This window comes from Streptomyces sp. NPDC049887, assembly GCF_040656535.1.
Lineage (GTDB): Bacteria > Actinomycetota > Actinomycetes > Streptomycetales > Streptomycetaceae > Streptomyces.
Window position 1 is genome coordinate 184,770 of the sequence record NZ_JBFAMM010000013.1, and the last position, 19,224, is coordinate 203,993.

At 72.0% G+C, this 19,224-nt stretch carries 15 protein-coding genes and 1 pseudogene; 9 read left to right on the forward strand and 7 right to left on the reverse strand.

Features of this window, described 5'->3' with window-relative positions; genetic code table 11:
- The 5 genes and pseudogenes from AB0J10_RS18430 to AB0J10_RS18450 form a co-directional block, all read right to left on the reverse strand.
- Positions 1–186: pseudogene (locus AB0J10_RS18430) on the reverse strand (hypothetical protein); the annotation flags it as partial.
- Positions 187–957: 771 nt separating this feature from the next.
- Complete coding sequence (locus AB0J10_RS18435; protein WP_363062761.1) at positions 958–3,156, reverse strand: 3-hydroxyacyl-CoA dehydrogenase NAD-binding domain-containing protein; 2,199 nt, start codon at positions 3,154–3,156, stop codon at positions 958–960.
- Positions 3,157–3,199: 43 nt separating this feature from the next.
- On the reverse strand, positions 3,200–4,414 hold the full coding sequence (locus AB0J10_RS18440; protein WP_138052072.1) for an acetyl-CoA C-acetyltransferase: 1,215 nt from the start codon (positions 4,412–4,414) through the stop codon (positions 3,200–3,202).
- 132 nt (positions 4,415–4,546) lie between these two features.
- Complete coding sequence (locus tag AB0J10_RS18445; RefSeq protein WP_363062763.1) at positions 4,547–5,689, reverse strand: acyl-CoA dehydrogenase family protein; 1,143 nt, start codon at positions 5,687–5,689, stop codon at positions 4,547–4,549.
- Positions 5,686–6,873, reverse strand: coding sequence for a CaiB/BaiF CoA-transferase family protein (locus tag AB0J10_RS18450; RefSeq protein WP_363062765.1), 1,188 nt, complete (start codon positions 6,871–6,873; stop codon positions 5,686–5,688). Before AB0J10_RS18450 ends, AB0J10_RS18445 begins: the two co-directional genes overlap by 4 nt.
- A gap of 148 nt (positions 6,874–7,021) precedes the next feature.
- Here AB0J10_RS18450 and AB0J10_RS18455 point away from each other — a divergent pair, with 148 nt between their 5' ends.
- The 3 genes from AB0J10_RS18455 (at position 7,022) to AB0J10_RS18465 (ending at position 10,193) form a co-directional block, all read left to right on the forward strand.
- Positions 7,022–7,549, forward strand: a complete 528-nt coding sequence (locus AB0J10_RS18455; protein ID WP_363062767.1) for a hypothetical protein — start codon at positions 7,022–7,024, stop codon at positions 7,547–7,549.
- Between the two features lie 400 nt (positions 7,550–7,949).
- Positions 7,950–9,140 carry a saccharopine dehydrogenase NADP-binding domain-containing protein gene (locus AB0J10_RS18460; protein ID WP_363062769.1) on the forward strand — a complete coding sequence of 397 codons (1,191 nt, stop codon included), beginning with the start codon at positions 7,950–7,952 and terminating at the stop codon, positions 9,138–9,140.
- A 225-nt stretch (positions 9,141–9,365) separates the two neighbouring features.
- On the forward strand, positions 9,366–10,193 hold the full coding sequence (locus AB0J10_RS18465; protein ID WP_363062771.1) for an alpha/beta hydrolase: 828 nt from the start codon (positions 9,366–9,368) through the stop codon (positions 10,191–10,193).
- A gap of 82 nt (positions 10,194–10,275) precedes the next feature.
- Here the strand turns inward: AB0J10_RS18465 and AB0J10_RS18470 are convergent, their stop codons facing one another.
- The gene (locus tag AB0J10_RS18470; RefSeq protein ID WP_363062773.1) at positions 10,276–10,962 is read right to left on the reverse strand and encodes an endonuclease V; all 687 of its coding nucleotides are present in this window, start codon (positions 10,960–10,962) and stop codon (positions 10,276–10,278) included.
- 210 nt (positions 10,963–11,172) lie between these two features.
- Between AB0J10_RS18470 and AB0J10_RS18475 the strand changes: the two genes are divergently transcribed.
- Positions 11,173–11,472 (forward strand): YciI family protein, encoded by a 300-nt coding sequence (locus AB0J10_RS18475; protein WP_363062775.1) that lies wholly within the window; start codon positions 11,173–11,175, stop codon positions 11,470–11,472.
- An 82-nt stretch (positions 11,473–11,554) separates the two neighbouring features.
- Here the strand turns inward: AB0J10_RS18475 and AB0J10_RS18480 are convergent, their stop codons facing one another.
- Positions 11,555–12,622 (reverse strand): YCF48-related protein, encoded by a 1,068-nt coding sequence (locus tag AB0J10_RS18480; RefSeq protein WP_363062813.1) that lies wholly within the window; start codon positions 12,620–12,622, stop codon positions 11,555–11,557.
- Between the two features lie 391 nt (positions 12,623–13,013).
- Here AB0J10_RS18480 and rox point away from each other — a divergent pair, with 391 nt between their 5' ends.
- The 5 genes from rox (at position 13,014) to AB0J10_RS18505 (ending at position 19,169) form a co-directional block, all read left to right on the forward strand.
- Positions 13,014–14,447 (forward strand): rifampin monooxygenase, encoded by a 1,434-nt coding sequence (rox, locus tag AB0J10_RS18485; protein WP_363062777.1) that lies wholly within the window; start codon positions 13,014–13,016, stop codon positions 14,445–14,447.
- Between the two features lie 254 nt (positions 14,448–14,701).
- Positions 14,702–15,118 carry an SsgA family sporulation/cell division regulator gene (locus tag AB0J10_RS18490; RefSeq protein WP_363062779.1) on the forward strand — a complete coding sequence of 139 codons (417 nt, stop codon included), beginning with the start codon at positions 14,702–14,704 and terminating at the stop codon, positions 15,116–15,118.
- Positions 15,119–15,399: 281 nt separating this feature from the next.
- Positions 15,400–17,040, forward strand: a complete 1,641-nt coding sequence (locus AB0J10_RS18495; protein WP_363062781.1) for an ABC-F family ATP-binding cassette domain-containing protein — start codon at positions 15,400–15,402, stop codon at positions 17,038–17,040.
- Between the two features lie 194 nt (positions 17,041–17,234).
- Complete coding sequence (ddaH, locus tag AB0J10_RS18500; protein WP_363062783.1) at positions 17,235–18,011, forward strand: dimethylargininase; 777 nt, start codon at positions 17,235–17,237, stop codon at positions 18,009–18,011.
- 183 nt (positions 18,012–18,194) lie between these two features.
- A complete protein-coding gene (locus AB0J10_RS18505) occupies positions 18,195–19,169 on the forward strand; it encodes an acyl-ACP desaturase (protein ID WP_363062785.1) in 975 nt (324 codons plus the stop codon).
- Positions 19,170–19,224: the final 55 nt, after the last annotated feature.

Sequence of the window (19,224 nt, forward strand, 5' to 3'; positions counted from 1 at the left end):
CGGCGACGTCCCGGGGTCCTCGATCAGCCGCAGCGTGAGGGTCAACTGCCGCACGCTCTGGGCGAGCACGGCCCGATCCTGCACCGGCGTCCTCGGGTCCTCCACCATCCGCAGTGTCGACGGCAACTGGTCGACGGCCTCTCCCAGCTCCGGGGGAACGTCCTGCCGCTTCGTCAGCTCGGCCACGTCATCCTTGAGTTGCGGTGTCAGCCGCCGCAGTTCTTCCCTCTGTTGCGCCGGGTCCTCGGTGTCCTGCGTGGGCTCCTGCGGCGGGGGCGTCGGCTGGTCCTGCGGCGGACGAGGAGACTGGTCCTGGGGCGGGGGTGTCTGCCGGTCAGGCGGGGGCTCGGGAGGCGGAGGCGGGGGCTCGGGAGGCGGAGGCGGAGGCTCAGGTGGCGGTGGCGGGGGCTCAGGTGGCGGAGGCGGAGGCTCAGGTGGCGGAGGCGGAGGCTCAGGCTGAGCCCGCGCCTCGGCCGCCCCCTGGGAAAGGGCGGGGGACGCCGTCGCAGCGCCGGCCACGCCCGCCGGTACGGCGAGCACCGTGGCCAGACAGGATGCTCCGACGAGGCGGCGGATGCGTCGGCGGGCGGTTTCGGCCATCACGGCTCCAAGTGCGCTTCGACCTGCGCGGAGCGGCCTGCCAGGGGCCGGGGATCGTACCGGCAGCACCGGAGCTCCCGGCTCAACGGTGCACAGGCGGCATACGTGCCAGTCTTCGCCGGGCATCCGCGATCCGCAACTCCGCGCACCATGCGCGGTCCCGAACCCGGTGGTACGACGCCCGGCCGCAGTCGCGCACGGCGCCGGCCGGACCTCGTGCCGTAACCCCCGCACGAGTGCGCGACCGGCCGCCGCGTCGCCGGCGGCATCCGCCCACGCGCCCCGGTCCGGCCGCGCCTCACCCGCCCGCACCCGGCCGGACCGGGAGCCCGGACCGGCCGGGAGCCGCAGCGGTTGTCACGCGTCGGCGAAGACCTCGCCCCGCGCCGCCTTCTCCACCAGCAGCGCAGGCGGTTCGAAGCGCTCGCCGTACGCCTGCGCCAGCTCGCGCGCCCGGGCGACGAAACCGGGCAGGCCGTCGCCCACCCCGTCTCGGCCCTCGTAGCCGTTGATGTACTGCAGGACGCCGCCCGTCCACGCGGGGAAGCCGATGCCCATGATGGACCCGATGTTGGCGTCGGCCACGGACGTCAGCACGCCCTCCTCCAGGCAACGGACGGTGTCCAGCGCCTCGGAGAACAGCATGCGCTCCTTCATGTCCTCGAACGGGACGTGCGCGCCGGGCTTCGCGAAGTGCTCGCGCAGTCCCGGCCACAGCCCGGCACGCTTGCCGTCCACGTAGTCGTAGAAGCCCGCGCCGCCGCTGCGGCCCGTGCGCCCGAAGTCGTCGACCAGCCGGTCGATGACCGCGTCCGCCGGGTGCGGGGTCCACGTACCGCCGGCCTCCTCCACGGCCCGCCGCGTCTCGCCCCGGATCCTGCGCGGGAGGGTGAGCGTGAGTTCGTCCATCAGCGAGAGGACCTTCGCCGGGTACCCGGCCTGGGCCGCGGCCTGCTCGACCGACGCGGGCTCGACGCCCTCGCCGACCATCGCCACGCCCTCGTTGATGAACTGCCCGATCACGCGCGAGGTGAAGAACCCGCGGGAGTCGTTCACGACGATCGGGGTCTTGTTGATCTGGCGGACCAGGTCGAAGGCGCGTGCCAGCGCCTCCTCACCGGTGCGCTCACCCTTGATGATCTCGACCAGCGGCATCTTGTCCACGGGCGAGAAGAAGTGCAGACCGATGAAGTCGACGGGACGCTCGACTCCCTCGGCGAGCAGCGTGATCGGCAGGGTCGAGGTGTTGGAGCACAGCAGCGCGTCCGGCTCGACCACGTGCTGGATCTCCTGGAACACCTTGTGCTTGAGCGCCGGGTCCTCGAAGACGGCCTCGATGACGGCGTCGCAGCCCGCGAGGTCCGCGGGGTCCGCCGTCGGAGTGATCCGGGCGAGCAGTTCGGCGCGCTTGGCCTCGGTCGTGCGACCCCGGCTCAGCGCCTTGTCCAGCAGTTTCTCGGAGTACGCCTTGCCCCGTTCGGCTGCGTCGGCGTTGACGTCCTTGAGGACCACCTCGATACCGGCCCGGGCGCAGGAGTACGCGATGCCCGCGCCCATCATCCCGGCACCGAGGACGGCGACCTTGCGGACCTTGCGCCGCTCGATGCCCTTGGGGCGGTTCGCGCCGGAGTTCACCGCCTGGAGGTCGAAGAAGAACGCCTGGATCATGTTCTTGGCGGTCTGGCCGGTGAGCAGCTCGGTGAAGTACCGCGCCTCGATGACCTGGGCGGTCTCGAAGTCCACCTGCGAGCCCTCGACCGCGGCCGCGAGGATGTTGCGCGGCGCCGGGAACGGCGCGCCGTTCAGCTGCTTCTTGAGGTTGGCGGGGAAGGCGGGCAGATTCGCGGCGAACTTCGGGTTCGACGGCGTGCCGCCGGGGATCCGGTAGCCCTTGACGTCCCAGGGCTGCCGGGACTCGGGATGGGCCTCGATGAAGGCGTGCGCCTTGGCCAGCATCTCCTCGGGCGTGGCGGCCACTTCGTGGACGAGGCCGTTCTCGAGCGCGCGCTGCGGGGAGTACTGGGTGCCCTGCAGGAGGACCTTGAGCAGAGCGTCGGCGATGCCCATGAGCCGCACGGTGCGGGTGACGCCGCCGCCGGCGGGCAGCAGTCCGAGCGTGACCTCCGGCAGGCCGATCTTGGAGCCGGGGGCGTCGAGGGCGATGCGGTGGTGGCAGGCGAGGGCGATCTCGTAACCGCCGCCGAGCGCGGCGCCGTTGATGGCGGCGACGACGGGCTTGCCCAGGGTCTCGATGCGGCGCAGCGCACGCTTGATGCCCATGCCCATGTCGAACGCCTGCTGGGCGTGTTCGGGGCCGACCTTGATCATGTCCTTGAGGTCGCCGCCCGCGAAGAAGGTCTTCTTCGCGGAGGTGAGGACGATGCCGCGGATGGAGTCCTTCTCGGCCTCGGCGCGATCGGCGATCGCGGCGATCGATGCGCGGAAGGCCTGGTTCATGGTGTTGGCGGACTGGTCCGGGTCGTCCAGGACGAGGGTGACGATCCCGGTCTCGTCCTGCTCCCAGCGGATGGTGGTGCTCGTCGGCGTTGCGGTCATTGCTGCTTCTCCGTACGGGGGAAGGGGCGGGAGGGACGAGGGGTCAGATGCGTTCGACGATCGTGGCGATGCCCATGCCGCCGCCGACGCAGAGGGTGGCGAGGCCGTACCGCTTGTCCTGGCGCTCCAGTTCGTCGATGAGGCTGCCGAGGATCATCGCGCCGGTGGCGCCGAGCGGGTGGCCCAGCGCGATGGCTCCGCCGTTGACGTTGACCTTGTCGAGGGAGAGCCCCATGTCCTTCACGAAGCGCAGGACGACGGCGGCGAACGCCTCGTTGATCTCGACCAGGTCGATGTCGTCGATCGTCAGCCCGGCCCTGACGAGTGCCTTGCGGGTGGCGGGCGCGGGACCGGTGAGCATGATGGTGGGCTCGGATCCGGAGACCGCGGCGGAGACGATCCGGGCACGGGGCCGGAGGCCGTACCGCTCGCCGACCTCCTTGGAGCCGACGGCCACGAGCGAGGCCCCGTCGACGATGCCCGAGGAGTTGCCCGCGTGGTGGACGTGGTCGATCTTCTCCACCCAGTGGTACGTCTGGAGCGCGACGGCGTCGAAGCCGCCCATGTCCCCGATTCCCGCGAACGAGGGCTTGAGTGCTGCCAGGGAGTCCGCGGTGGTGCCGGGACGCATGTGCTCGTCGTGGTCGAGGACGACGAGACCGTTGCGGTCCTTCACCGGGACGACGGAGCGGTCGAAGCGGCCGTCCTTCCAGGCTGCCGCCGCACGCTCCTGGGACAGGGCCGCGTACTCGTCCACGTCCCGCCGGGAGAAGCCCTCGATGGTGGCGATCAGGTCGGCGCCGATGCCCTGCGGCACGAAGTGGGTGTCGAAGTTGGTCATCGGGTCGGCGAACCAGGCGCCGCCGTCGGACGCCATCGGCACGCGCGACATCGACTCGACGCCGCCCGCCAGCACCAGGTCCTCCCAGCCCGAGCGGACCTTCATCGCCGCCATGTTGACGGCCTCCAGGCCCGAGGCGCAGAAGCGGTTCTCCTGGACACCGGCGACGGTGTCGGGCAGTCCGGCGGCGATGGCGGAGATCCGGGCGATGTCCGAGCCCTGGTCACCGACCGGGCCCACGACGCCGAGCACGATGTCGTCGATCGCGGCGGGGTCGAGCCCCGGGAAGCGGGAGCGGATCTCGTGGATCAGGCCGACGACGAGGTCGATCGGCTTGGTGCCGTGCAGGGCGCCGTTGGCCTTGCCGCGGCCGCGCGGGGTGCGGATCGCGTCGTACACGTACGCTTCGGTACTCACAACAGAGCCTTTCGCATCATGGGTGAGGGTCGAGGGGTGAGGCAGCGGGAGGTCCGGGGGCGGACGGCGGGCGGCCGTTGCCCGGGACGGCCCGGGAGGGAACGTCCGCCGGCCGGTCGGGAGAGCGGCCGGTCAGGAGAGCAGTGCGCGGCCGACGATCTCCTTCATGATCTCGGTGGTGCCACCGTAGATCGTCTGGATCCGACCGTCCGTGAAGGCCCTGGCCACCCGGTACTCGGTCATGTAGCCGTAGCCGCCGTGCAGCTGCAGACAGCGGTCGGCGACCCGCTTCTGCAGCTCCGTCGCCCACCATTTGGCCATCGACGCGTGCACAGCGTCGAGCTGCCCGTCGGAGTGGTCGGCGATGCAGCGGTCGAGGAACGTCCGGGTGACGGCGCACTCGGTGGCCATCTCGGCTATCTCGAAGCGGACGTGCTGGAGCTTCGCCAGCGGACGGCCGAACGCCTCGCGCTCCTTCACGTACCGCGTCGTGATCTCCAGCAGGTACTCGGCCGCGGCGATGCCGGCGACCGCGATGTTCAGCCGCTCCTGGGCCAGGTTGGTCATCAGGTGGGCGAAAGCGCCGTTGAGCTGCCCGAGGAGGTTCTGCTTCGGGACCCGCACGTCGTCGAAGAACAGCTCCGCCGTGTCCTGCGCCTTCTGGCCGATCTTGTCGAGGTTGCGGCCGCGTTCGAAGCCCTCCGTGCCCCGCTCGACGACCAGCAGCGAGAGCCCCTTGGCACCCCCCTCGGGCGTGGTCCTTGCGACGACGACCACCAGGTCGGCGAGGATGCCGTTGGAGATGAACGTCTTTGACCCGTTGAGCAGCCAGTGGTCACCGCGGTCCTCGGCGGTGGTGCGGATGCCCTGGAGGTCGGAGCCGGCGCCGGGCTCGGTCATCGCGATGGCGGTGATGATCTCGCCACTGCAGAATCCGGGCAGCCAGCGCCGCTTCTGCTCCTCGGTCGCGAGGGAGGTGAGGTAGGGGCCGATGATGTCATTGTGCAGCCCGATCGCGAGGCCCGGGGCCCCGGCCCGGGTGAACTCCTCGGCGAGTACGGCGCTGTAGCGGAAGTCGGTGTTCCCCCCGCCGCCGTACTCCTCGGGAACGGCCAGTCCCAGCAGGCCCTGGCGGCCGGCCGCCAGCCAGGCGTCGCGCGAGACGATGCCGTCCTTCTCCCACTGGTCGTAGTGGGGCAGCACCTCCTTGCCGATGAAGGTGCGCACGGTCTCCCGGAACGCGTCGTGCTCGGCGTCGAAGATCTGTCGTTTCATGCCTGGAGCCCCTTCGAGCCGGCTGCGGTCGGGTCGGGTCGGGTCACGTCGGCGCCCAGGATGCCGGGAACGCCCCAGTCACGGGCGATCTCCTCGGTGTCGGCGCCGGGCTGGGCGGGTGGGCGGCGGACGGCGCCCGGAGTGACGGAGAAGCGGGGGGCCGGGGCCGGCTGGGTGATCCCGCCGTCGTCGGTGAAGGTTCCGCGCGCCACCAGGTGCGGGTGTCCTGGAGCCTCGCGCAGCGAGAGCACCGGCGCCACGCAGGCGTCCGAGCCCTCGAAGACCGCGGTCCACTCGTCCCGCGTCCTCGTCCGGAAGCGCTCGGCGACGGCTGCCCGGAGTTCTCCCCAGCGCGCGTAGTCCTTGCGGGCGGGAGCCTGGCCCTCGATGCCCAGCAGCCTGATGAACTCGTCGTAGAACTGCTGCTCGAGCGCCCCGACCGCCATGTACCGGCCGTCGGCGGTCTCGTAGTTGCCGTAGAAGGGGCAGCCGCCGTCGAGGAGGTTCGCACCCCGGCGGTCCTGCCAGCCGCCCGCGGCCATCATCCCGTGGATCATCGTGGCGAGGTGCGCGGCGCCGTCGACGATCGCCGCGTCCACGACCTGGCCGGTGCCGCCGGGGGTGCGGGCGTGCCGCAGTGCGGCCAGGACGCCGATGACGAGGTACAGCGAGCCGCCCGCGTAGTCGCCGACGAGGTTCGCGGGGACCGCGGGCGCCTCGTCCGCCTTCCCGATCATGCCCAGGGTGCCGGTGATCGCGATGTAGGCGATGTCGTGGCCGGCGCGCTGGGCGAGCGGTCCCTCCTGGCCCCAGCCGGTCATCCGGCCGTAGACCAGCCGGGGATTGCGTGCGTGGCATTCCTCGGGCCCGACCCCGAGCCGCTCGGCCACCCCGGGGCGGTAGCCCTCGATGAGCACGTCCGCGCGCTCGACGAGGTCGAGGACCCGCTCGGCGCCTCCCTCGGCCTTGAGGTCGATGAGTACGGACCGCTTGTTCCGGTTCGTGAGGTCGTGGGCGGGGTCGATCGCGAGCCCCGAGCCGCCGGGCCGGTCGACGCGTACGACGTCGGCACCCAGGTCGGCGAGCAGCATGGCGGCGAACGGACCGGGCCCGATGCCGGCCAGTTCGACCACGCGCACACCGGCCAGCGGGCCGCCCGGCGGGCCGTTCCCTGTCGCTGCCATGAAGCCCCCAGCACTATGACACAACTGATGTAACATCAGTGATGTTAAGAACGCGTTCCACTCCGCACAAGCCCCTGAGGCGAGCAAGCGCTTGGTCGTCCTCCGTCGGCGATAGGGTCCGTCGTCGGATCCAAGGATCGGAGACTCCATGCGTATACCCCGCCGCGTCCGTGCCTCAGCGCTCGTCGCACTTCCGGCGGCACTCCTGGTCGCGTGCTCCTCCGCCGGCGGCGGCCCGCCGGAGACCGGGGGAAGCCCCACGGCAGGTGCCGGAGCGGCCGCGGCCGTCACGGAGGCCACGCCGCAACCCTCCGCGACGGCGGCGCCCGAGGACACCACACCCCCGTCGGCCTGGGCCACACCGCCGCCCGAGAAGGTCCGTGACGCCTTCGCAGGTCTCCAGGCCACGCTCAACGACGGCTGCACGACGGAGGGGCAGTGCGCGTACTTCCTCGGCCGTGTCCACGACGAACTGGAACGGCTCGACCGGGCCATGAAGGCCGACCCCAAGGGCCCCGGCCATTTCCCGGAGCCGATCGAATGGATCGCCGGTCTCCGCGCGGCGATCGGCACCGACCGCTCGTACGCGAACCTCAAGGCCCACCAGGACGAACTGGTGGGGACCCGCGACCGGATCAACACCTGGATGCAGGACCACCCGGACGACTACCGCTGACGCGGTACCCCGTCGGGTCGCTGCTCCGCCTTCGGGCCGGCCGGGGACTCGATCCGGGGACGGGCTCCCGGACGTGCGTGAGCTCGCGCGGGCCGTGGCCCCCGGCGCCGCCCGCGCCGGGGCCGGCGTCACCCTCACTCCCAGGGACGGCTGCCGTCGGTGACACCCATGAAGACGAAGTCTTCATGTTCACCTTGACGACCGTGTCTCGCGGGGGACTCCTCCCCCGCCCCCCGGGGCAGGCCCAGGGCAAAGGACCGCACCTTCTCCCATTTCGCCGGGGCGCTTCCCGGTGGTGCCGTCATCCCGTGCTCCCGGTGGAGCGCGTCGTTCGGTCTCACGCTAGCCTCGGCCGGCGACGAACGGCGCGGGACAGGACCCACAACGGGGTGGAGGGCCAGTGAACAGGCAGAGCGGGCCGGAGCGGCCGTACGACATCGTGCTCTTCGGCGCGACCGGATTCGTCGGCACCCTCACCGCGGAGTACCTGGCCGCACACGCCCCCGAGGGGTGCCGCTGGGCCGTGGCCGGTCGCAGCGAGGCGCGGCTGGCGCGGTTGCGTGAACGGCTCACGGCGATCAACCCGGCCTGCGCCGGACTGCCGCTCCTCGTCGCGGACGCCGACGACCCGGACTCGCTGCGCGCGCTCGCCGAGTCCACGCGCGTAGTGGCGACGACGGTCGGCCCCTACGTCTGGTACGGCGAGCCGCTGGTGGCCGCCTGCGCGGACGCCGGGACGGACTACGCCGACCTCACCGGTGAGCCGGAGTTCGTCGACTCCGTATACGTACGGCACGACGCACGGGCCCGTGAGACGGGTGCCCGGCTGGTGCACGCCTGCGGCTTCGACTCGGTGCCGCACGATCTGGGCGTCTACTTCACGGTTCGGCAGCTGCCGCAGGACGTGCCGCTGCGCGTCGACGGCTTCGTCCGGGCCGGCGGGATCTTCTCCGGCGGGACGTTCGCCTCCGCGCTCACGGCGATGGGCCGGCAGCGGCAGGCCGCGCGCGCGGCCCGGGAGCGCAGGCTCCATGAGCCGCGGCTCATGGGCCGCCGCGCCAGGGCACCGCTCGGGGCGCCCCGCTTCAGCAGGGAGACCGGGGCCTGGGCGCTCCCGCTGCCGACGCTCGACCCCGGGATCGTGGCGCGCTCCGCCGCGGGCCTGGAGCGGTACGGTCCCGACTTCCGGTACCGGCACTACGCCTCGGTCAGAACGCTCCCGATGGCCCTCGGCGGCCCCGTCGCGCTCGGCGCCCTCGCCGCGCTCGCCCAGGCAGGGCCCGCCCGCGAGTGGCTGATGCACCGTTACGAGCCCGGCCGCGGACCCAGCGCCGAACAGCGCGAGCGCAGCTGGTTCCGGGTCCGATTCGTCGGCGAGGGCGGCGGCCGCCGGGTCTTCACGGAGGTCTCGGGCGGGGACCCCGGCTACGGCGAGACGGCGAAGATGCTCGCGGAGTCGGCGCTCAGCCTCGCCCTGGACGAACTCCCCGCCACCGCGGGTCAGGTCACCACGGCCGTCGCGATGGGCGACGCCCTGCTGGCCCGGCTGCGGGCCGCGGGCATCGTCTTCCGGGTCGCGGACGCGCGCTGAGCACGGCTCCGTACGCGTTCCGGCCGACGCGCTGAGCCTCGGCCTCTCGGGTAGCGTTGTTGAACGACGTGCTCTTTCCGGTCGCCCTCCGCTGCCGACCTCTCCGTCGCCCTCCCCGTGCGTCCACTTCCGGTTCCGCGGCGTGACACGTCTCCGGCCGGACGTCCGGAACTCCACTCGATCCCGCGGTTCCGGACGAGTGACGAGCTTCGAAAGGAACGCACCATGCCCTTCGCCAACGCCAAGGACGGCACAGAGATCTACTTCAAGGACTGGGGATCGGGCCGGCCCGTCGTCTTCTCCCACGGCTGGCCGCTCATCGCCGACGCCTGGGACCCCCAGCTGAAACTCATGGTGGACAACGGGTTCCGGGGCGTGGCCCACGACCGGCGCGGCGGCGGGCGCTCCGGCCAGCCCTGGGACGGCAACGACCTCGACACGTACGCCGACGACCTGGCAGCGGTCATCGAGGCCCTCGACCTCAGGGACGTCGTCCTGGTGGGGCACTCGACGGGCGGCGGCGAGGTCACGCGGTACATGGGGCGGCACGGCACCGGCCGCGTCGCCAAGGCCGTGCTCCTCGGCGCGATACCCCCGCTGATGCTCAAGACGGAAGCAAACCCCGAGGGCCTGCCGATCGAGGTCTTCGACGGGATCCGGGAAGGCGTCCTCACGGACCGCTCGCAGTACTACAAGGACCTCAGCGCACCCTTCTACGGGGCCAACCGCGAGGGATCGACCGTCAGCCAGGGCACTCGCGACGAGTTCTGGCTGTGGTCGATGACGGTCGGCATCAAGGGCGCGCACGACTGCATCAAGGCGTTCTCCGAGACCGACCTCACCGAGGACCTCAAGAAGATCGACGTCCCCACCCTGATCGTCCACGGGGACGACGACCAGATCGTGCCGATCGTGGCCGCCGGGGACAAGTCCTCGCAACTCGTCAAGGGCGCGGTCTACAAGATCTACCCGGGCGCTCCCCACGGCCTGTCCATGGTCCCCGAGTTCGCCGGGCAGTTCGACGCCGACCTCCTCGAATTCGTGCGCGGCTGAGGCGTGTTGCTGGCCAATGCCGAGACCGGAGACGTGAGGCTCCGGGAGCCGCGGCCGGGCGTGGCCGGTCAGCCTGCGCGCGTCAGCCGGCGGCCGTCGCCTCGCGCAGGGCCCTGCGGCACAGGGCGTCGGCGCGGCGGGTGGACTCGGGGATGCGGAAGTCCGGGGAGAGCGCGAGGGTGTGGGCGCAGGCGTTGTCGAGCGAGACGCGGTGGCCGACCGAGACGAAGACCGGTTTGACCCCGCTCTGCGTGCGCAGCGCCCGCCCCACCACCTCGCCGTCGTCCGCCAGCAGTGGCGAGGCGTCTCCGCGCCGTCCGCCCGGCGGGGTGTAGGTGAACGTGAACGGGTTCTTGGCGACGCCGATCACCGGCAGGCCGGTCAGCACGCCGAGATGGCTGGCCAGTCCGAAGCGGCGGGGGTGGGCGAGGCCGTAACCGTCGCAGACGACCAGCCCTGGTCCGTGCTTCAGCGATTCCAGTGCGGCGAGCACCGCCGGGATCTCACGGAAGGCGAGGAGCCCCGGGACGTAGGGGAAGGCGACCCGGCCGGCCGCCGTGCTCTCCTCGACGACGCCGAGGGTGGCGGCGTCGAGGACGACGGCGGCGGCGACGACCACGTCGTGCTCGTCGTCGTAGGCCACGTCGACCCCGGTGACGAGGCCGGTGCCCGGTGGCGGCCCGGGTTCGTCCAGGACGACGCGGGTCCTGAGCTCGTCCTGCACGGCTCGGGCCTCGGCCTCGTCGGCGGGTGTCCGGATGAGGGTCATGGTGACTCCCAGCCTAAGGGCTGTCCCGTCGTCCCCAGCGGGCGCACGAGCCGGCCAAGGCACCTCGCGGCGTTGTCGGATCGCCCGAGTACGCCCGGTACGAGGGCGCCCCTCCGCCCTGCGGTGCACCCCGTCCGACGCCGCGCGCCGGTCCGCCGGTCCGCCGGTGATGACGGGACAGCCCTTGGACATGCGGCTAATCTGCCGATCATGTTCGCACTGGAATTGACCTACACGGCACCCCTCGAGCGCGTCGAGGAGCACCAGGACGCCCATGTGGCCTGGCTGGACGGCCTGTACGAGGAAGGCGTCCTGATCGCCTCCGGCCGCAAGAACCCGCGCGACGGCGGGGTGCTGATCGCGGTGGGCGTCGACCGCGAGCGGGCCGAGCGGATCGCGGCGTCCGACCCCTACACCACGGCGGGGGTGTGCGAGTACCGGATCACGGAGTTCATCGCGACGAAGACGGCGCCCGCACTGGAGCCCTACCGGGAGCGGCCCTCCACGTGACGGCGGGCGGGCCGGTACCGGGTGGCTTCCCGGTACCGGCCCGCGTCGCCCCGGGGCGGCGGGAGGGGCGACGGATGCGCGCTCACCACTCCAGCCGGGCCGCGCGTCCCTTCTCCCCCGCCGCCCAGCAGCCGAAGTCCGGTGTGCAGTCGACGGTGTCGAACGAGCCGTTGTCCACGGTGCGCCAGGTGCGGCCGGCGTCGGTGGTGAGGTCGGTGCCCGTGGGTCCGACGGCCAGGGCGGCCCTGCGGCTGTGCGGCAGCCAGGCCACCCCTGAGCGGTAGGCGGACGGCGGGGTGGCGGACGGCCGCCAGCTGCGGCCGCCGTCCCGCGTCAGGGCGCCCGACCGAGGGGACGCCTGGCCGGTGCGGTAGTCGCCGCCGACCGCGAGTCCGTGCGCGCGGTCCCGGAAGGCGAGCGCGAAGACGCCCCGGGCCGGGTCTCCGGCGGGGATCGTGGACTCGGCCGCGGTCCAGTGCAGCCCGCGGTCCGCGGAGTGCAGCACACGCGCGGTGGGGCCGCCGCCGGTCGCGAGCCAGACGTCCCTGGGCCCGGAGCTCACCAGGCACTGGCCGCTCGCCGCGAAGCCCGCCTCGCCCGGCTGGGCGTCCGGCATCCCTGCGCTCGGCAGCACCTTCCACGACCTGCCGCCGTCCCGGGTGGAGATGATGCGGTACTTGCCGTCGACGGGGTCGCTCATCGCCAGCCCGTGCCGGGGGTCGAAGAAGGTGATGCAGTCGTAGAACGCCTTCGGGTCGGCGTTGCGGAACGACTCCTCCCAGGTCGCTCCCCCGTCCTCGGTCCGAAGCACGCGCGAAGCCTCGCCCTCGCCGATGGCCAGCACGACGGCCCTGCGGGTGTCGAAGGCCTCGACGTCGCGGAACTCCAGTTCGTCCGCCCCCGGCGGTGAGACGTCCCGCCAGCTCCGGCCGCCGTCCGTGGTGCGGAGCACGGTGCCCTTCGAGCCCGCGAGCCAGGCCGTGGTGCGGCTGACCGCGGCGAGGCCGCGGAACCGGACGTCCGTCCCGGTCTGCTTGAGCTCCCAGTGCGGTGCCCGGTCCTCCGCGTGCCGCGCGTCCGCCTGCGCGGGCACCGGAACGGTCGCGCCCAGCACTGCGGCGAGCGCCATTACGCTCAACCCCGCGGACATCGTTCGTCTCGACTTCCCCTTGGGTCCCATGGCGCGCGAACGTAGCCGACGCCCGGCACCCGGTCCAGAGCGCCTTCCCGTACCGCGATCACCGTTACGGGCCCCAAGAGCCCTCCCCCGAGCGCCTTCTGACCGACCGTCGCGCAGACCTCGTGCCCGGCGGCGGCGATCGTCCGGGGAACGGCCCGTCGGGCCGGCCGCTTCTTCGCGAGGAGGCGTCCGTCTGCGGGAGGGGCAGGGGAACCCGCGGAAGACGGAGAACAAGAAAGGGCAAGGAGTCACCGGCTCCTTGCCACTCTCAACGTATAGCGCACACCGGGGCTTGCGGCAAGGCCCCGGTCGTACCGCAGAATCTGCGGCCGAAGCCGCAACCTGGGGAAATGAGACTTCTGTGATGGACGTGATCATTGCCGGCGCTGGACCGACCGGGCTGATGCTGGCCTGCGAACTGCGGTTGGCCGGGGTGCGAACGGTCGTCCTCGAGAAGCTGGCCGAGCCGACCGGCGCGTCCCGCGGACGCGGGCTGCACGTGCGCAGCGTCGAGGTGATGGCCCAACGCGGTCTGCTTGACCGGTTCCTCGCCGTCAGCGAGCGGTTCACGGTCGGCGGTCCCTTCGCCGGCGTGGCCGTGCCGTGGCCGGACCGGCTGGACACCATGCACCCCTACGGCCTCGCCACCCCGCAGACGGTCACCGAGCGCCTGCTGACCGAGCGAGCCCTCGAACTCGGTGCCGAGATCAGGCGCGGCCGCGAACTGGTCGGACTGGTCCAGGACGGGGACGGGGTGACCGTCGAGGCGGCCGACGGTACGCGGCTGCGCTCGCGCTACCTCGTCGGCTGCGACGGCGGCCGGAGCGTCGTGCGCAAACTGCTCGGCGTCGGGTTCCCCGGGGAGCCCGCCACGGTCGAGACGCTGCTGGGCGACATGGAACTGGCCGAGGACCGGACCGTGGTGGCCGCCGCCGTCGAGGAGGTCCGCAAGACCCACCTGCGGTTCGGCGTCATTCCCGACGTGGACGGGAAGGAAGGCGTGTACCGCGTCGTCGTGCCCGCCGACGGCGTGGCCGAGGACCGTACGGCGGGCCCCACCCTCGAGGAGTTCAGGAAACAGCTGCGGGCGTTCGCGGGCACCGACTTCGGCGCCCACTCGCCGCGCTGGCTGTCGCGGTTCGGTGACTCCACCCGCCAGGCCGAGCGCTACCGGGTCGGCCGGGTGCTGCTGGCCGGCGACGCGGCGCACATCCATCCGCCGACCGGCGGGCAGGGGCTCAATCTCGGCGTGCAGGACGCGTTCAACCTCGGCTGGAAGCTGGCCGCCGAGGTCAACGGCTGGGCACCGAAGGGGCTGTTGGACAGCTACCACGCCGAGCGGCACCCGGTGGGCGCCGCCGTGCTGGACAACACCCGCGCGCAGATCGCGCTGCTGGGCACGGACGCCGGTGCGACCGCGCTCAGGGGGCTGTTCTCGAGACTGATGGAGTTCGAGGAGGTGAACCGGTACCTGACCGAGATGATCACCGCGGTCGGAGTCCGCTACGACTTCGGCGAGGGCCATGGGCTGCTCGGCCGGCGACTGCCGGACGTGGAGCTGGAGCAGGGGCGGCTCTACGAGCTGATGCACGGTGGGCGGGGACTGCTGCTCGACCGGACGGGGCAACTCTCGGTGGCGGGCTGGACGGACCGGGTCGACCACGTCGTCGACACCGGCGGGGGACCGGACGCGCCCGCGGTACTGCTGCGGCCGGACGGCCATGTTGCGTGGGCCGGGGAGGACCAGCAGGGTCTGCTCGGCCCGCTCAACCGGTGGTTCGGAGCCGCCGCCTGAGCGGCTCCCCCCGCCGCACGCCGCGGCCGGGTCACGATCGGGGATCCGCGGGAAGCGTCGTCCCGGCATCCGGTGCCTCGCCCTGCGGGAATCCGCGGGTCCGCACGCCGGCCCGTACGGTGACGGCCCGTGCGGTGACGGCCCGTACGGTGACGCAGCTCACGCTCCCCACCGATGCACGGATTCCGCCGTCAGCTCGTCTTCCCTGTGGCAGAAGAGTGTCATCCGGCAGCAGTGAAGTGAGGGAGCGGGCCTTGTCCAGCGTTATCGAGCAGGCCGTGCAGGTCCGTCTGGTCGCCTCCGCGCCACGTATGGAATCCGTGCCGGCGACCCTGCGCTACGACCCCCGCGACCCCTTCGCCGTGAGCATGTCGTTCCCGGCCCCGGCCACGCTCGAGGGCACCGAGGTGTCCTGGGCGTTCTCCCGCGAACTGCTCGTGCAGGGCATGGACGAGCCCGCCGGGCTGGGCGACGTGCGTGTGCGACCGTACGGCTACGACCGGACCGTCCTGGAGTTCCACGCCCCCGAGGGCACCGCGATGATGCACGTCCGCACGTCCGAACTGCGCCGCTTCCTCAAACGGGCCCAGGGGCTCGTACCCGCCGGCCGGGAGCACCTCCACCTGGACCTGGACGCGGACCTGGCCGAGTTGATGCGCGACGCCCGTTGAGGACGATCGGGGCGCCCGGGTTCCACGGCCGCCCCGATCGTCAAATCGGTTGCCCGCCGCCCCCGCCCGGCGTAGCTTCGTACTCGGCCCTGTTGTCGTCGATCGGAGAAGGACGTTACTCGTCTGAGGTCCTGAGACACCGTGTCACGCGCGCTTTCCGCCCGCGTGCCCGTGTGCGACCTCGGCGTACCAGCCGTCCCGTCCCGGACCAGGGCCTTTGTGCCGTCCGACCGGTGTCTCACCCGTTGCCCTCTTTCCTCTCACGCAACAGGGAGACCCTTATGTCTACCTTCCCCACCTATGTGACCTGCTCCTCGCTGTCCTTCTCCTGGCCGGACGGCACTCCCGTGCTGGAGGACTTCCAGCTGGCCGTGGGTCCCGGCAGAACGGGACTCATCGGCCTCAACGGCTCCGGCAAGTCCACACTGCTCCGGCTGATCGCCGGAGAACTCACGCCCGGCGAAGGCCGTGTGCGGATCGCGGGCCGGGTCGGCCATCTCCCGCAGGACGTCGTGCTCGACACCGGGCTGCGGGTGGACGAGGCCCTCGGGATCGCCGCCACCCGCACCGCGCTGCACGCGATCGAGGCGGGCGACGTACGGGAGGAGCACTTCACCGCGGTCGGCGACGACTGGGACGTGGAGGAGCGGGCCCGTGCCACGCTCGACCAGCTGGGGCTCGGGCACGTCGGACTCGACCGGACCGTCGGCGAGATGTCGGGGGGCGAGTGCGTGCTGCTCAGGCTCGCGGCGCTGTTGCTGGCCCGCCCCGACGTGCTCCTGCTCGACGAACCGACCAACAACCTCGACGTGGTCGCCCGGGGGCGGCTGTACGAGGCCGTGGAGGCCTGGTCCGGGGTGATGATCGTGGTCAGCCACGACCGCGAACTGCTGGAGCGGGTCGACCAGATCGCCGACCTCCGGGACGGCGAGGTGACCTGGTACGGCGGGGCGTACTCGGCCTACGAGGCGGCGCTGGCCGTCGAGCAGGATGCCGCCGAGCGGATGGTCCGCGTCGCGGAGGCCGACGTGCAGCGGCAGAAACGCGAACTCGCCGACGCCCAGGTCAAACTGGCCCGCCGCAGGCGCTACGGGCAGAAGATGTTCGAGCAGAAGCGCGAGCCGAAGATCGTCATGGGGGCGCGCAAACGCGCGGCGCAGGTCTCGGCGGGCAAGCACCGCGCCATGCACACGGAGCGGCTGACCGAGGCGAAGGAGCGACTGGCCGAGGCCGTGGACGCAGTGCGGGACGACGACGAGATCCGCGTCGAACTGCCGTACACCAAGGTCCATCCGGGGCGCGGCGTCCTGCGGCTGTCCGAGGTGGAGCTCCGCTACGGGGCCCGTGTCGCGGGCGAGTTCGAGCTGCGCGGACCGGAGCGGATCGCCCTCGTCGGGCGCAACGGGGCGGGCAAGACCACCCTGCTCCGCACGATCGCCGGGGAGCTGCAGCCGGTCGCGGGCGAGGTGACGGCAGAGGTGCCGCTGCGCTTCCTGCCCCAGCGGCTGGACGTGCTCGACGAGGGGCTGAGCGTCGTGCAGAACGTCGCCCGGTTCGCGCCCCAGGCGACGGACAACGCGATCCGGGCACGACTTGCCCGCTTCCTGTTCCGGGGGGCACGGGCCGATCGCCCCGCCGGAACGCTCTCCGGCGGCGAGCGGTTCCGCGCCGCACTGGCGGCGCTGCTGCTCGCGGAGCCCGCCCCGCAGCTGCTCATGCTGGACGAGCCGACCAACAATCTCGACATGGCGAGCGTGCGCGGGCTCACCGAGGCCCTGGAGGCGTACGAGGGCGCGCTGATCGTGGCGAGCCACGACGTGACGTTCCTGGAGTCGCTGGGGATCACCCGCTGGCTGCTGCTCGACGCGGAGCTGCGGCCCACGACCGCCGAGGAGGTACGGGAGGGGTTGATGGGTACATGAAGTCGATGGCATGACCCGATGAACGGGTGACGGGGGCGGCGCCCCGGGAGAGCGTGCCGGGCCGGTGCGCGACCGCGGCCCGACCGGGCCGGGGGCGCGGTGCGGGCCCGGAACGCCGTGTGGGAGGGGACGGAAACGGGCAGGTGGGGCTCATGATGGCCCTGCCGCCCCCCAATTCGGTCCCTGGAGAGCCCGTGCCGAGCAGAAGAGCACTGATCCGACGCCCGAGCCCCCGCGTGGCGGACGGCCTGGTCACCCACGTCGAGCGCCGTACCGTCGATCCCCGGGCGGCGCTCTCCCAGTGGAAGGCGTACGGGGAGGCCCTGCGTACGCACGGCTGGGAGACGGTCGAGGCCGAGCCCGCCGACGACTGCCCGGACGGGGTCTTCATCGAGGACACCGTGGTGATGTTCCGCAACGTCGCCCTGATCACCCGCTCCGGCGCCGAGACCCGCCGCCCGGAGACGGCCGGGGTGGAGGAGGCAGTGGCGAGGCTCGGCTGCTCGGTGAACTGGGTGTGGGAGCCGGGCACGCTCGACGGTGGTGATGTGCTCAAGATCGGCGACACCGTCTACGTGGGGCGCGGCGGGCGCACCAACGCGGCCGGGGTGCAGCAGCTCCGCGCGGCCTTCGAGCCGCTCGGGGCGCGCGTCGTCGCCGTGCCCGTGTCGCGCGTGCTCCATCTGAAGTCGGCGGTCACCGCCCTGCCAGACGGAACCGTGATCGGCTACGAACCGCTGGTCGAGCAGCCGTCGCTGTTCCCGGGGTTCCTGCCCGTACCCGAGGAGGCCGGGGCCCATGTGGTGCTGCTCGGTGGCGCAAAACTGCTGATGTCGGCGAGCGCCCCCAAGACTGCGGAGCTGTTCGCCGATCTCGGATATGAGCCGGTTCCGGTGGACATCAGCGAGTTCGAGAAGCTCGAGGGCTGCGTGACGTGTCTCTCCGTACGGCTCCGGGACCTGCATACATAACGGTGTGCAAGGGGACATCACGGCCGCGCGCTTGGACGATGGCTTACTGCGCCTTTAACCTACGGTTTCGTAACCTACGAGGCCGTAGGTAAGACGCATGCCGTGATCCGGCCAGTGCCTTGCCGTCGGTGTCGTGTGTTCCGCTCGATGACGTCCCTCCCCCACCCGCCCCCAGGAGCCCCCGTGACGATCACCTCTCCCCACCTCGGCAGTTCGGAAGTGTGGACCGACGCCCGGCTGCTGTACGCGCTGGAGGAGGTTGTGGAGAAGGAGCTCAACCGCCACCTGAAGGTCGCCAAGGACTGGATGCCCCACGAGTACGTGCCGTGGTCGGACGGCCGGAACTTCCCCGGCCTCTTCGAGGACGGCGAGGGCTGGGAGCCCGGCCAGTCCAAGGTCACCGACGTCGGCAGGACCGCCCTCGTCGTCAACCTGCTGACCGAGGACAACCTGCCCAGCTACCACCACGAGATCGCGACGCTCTTCGGCCGCGACGGCGCCTGGGGCACCTGGGTGCACCGCTGGACCGCGGAGGAGGGCCGGCACGGCATCGTGATGCGCGACTACCTGCTGACCTCGCGCGCCGTCGACCCGGACAAGCTGGAGCAGTTCCGCATGGCGCACATGTCGGAGGGCTTCGAGTCCGACAACCGCCACTCCATGCTGCACTCCGTCGCGTACGTGGCCTTCCAGGAACTCGCCACCCGCATCTCGCACCGCAACACGGGCCACCAGTCGGGCGACCCGGTCTGCGACCGGATGCTGGCGCGCATCGCCACCGACGAGAACCTGCACATGGTCTTCTACCGCAACCTGCTCGGCGCGGCCTTCGAGATCGCGCCGGACCTGACGATGCAGGCCGTGCGGGACGTCGTGGTGAACTTCCGCATGCCGGGGCACGGGATACCGGGATTCGAGCGCGCGGCGGCGCAGATGGCGATCGGTGAGATCTACAACCTGCGGATCCACCACGACGACGTGCTGCAGCCGGTGCTGCGCTTCCTGAAGGTGCTGGACATCGACGGACTCGGCCCCGAGGGCGTGAAGGCGCAGGAGGAGCTGGGACTCTACATGGGCGGGCTGGACACCGAGGCCGCCAAGTTCGACGAGAGGCTCGCGGCCCGCAAGGCCCGGCTGGCCGCCCGCGCGAAGGGCTGACCCGGGCGCGCCGCTCGCCCAGGGCAGGGCGCCGGCGCCCGCGACGGACCTCCGA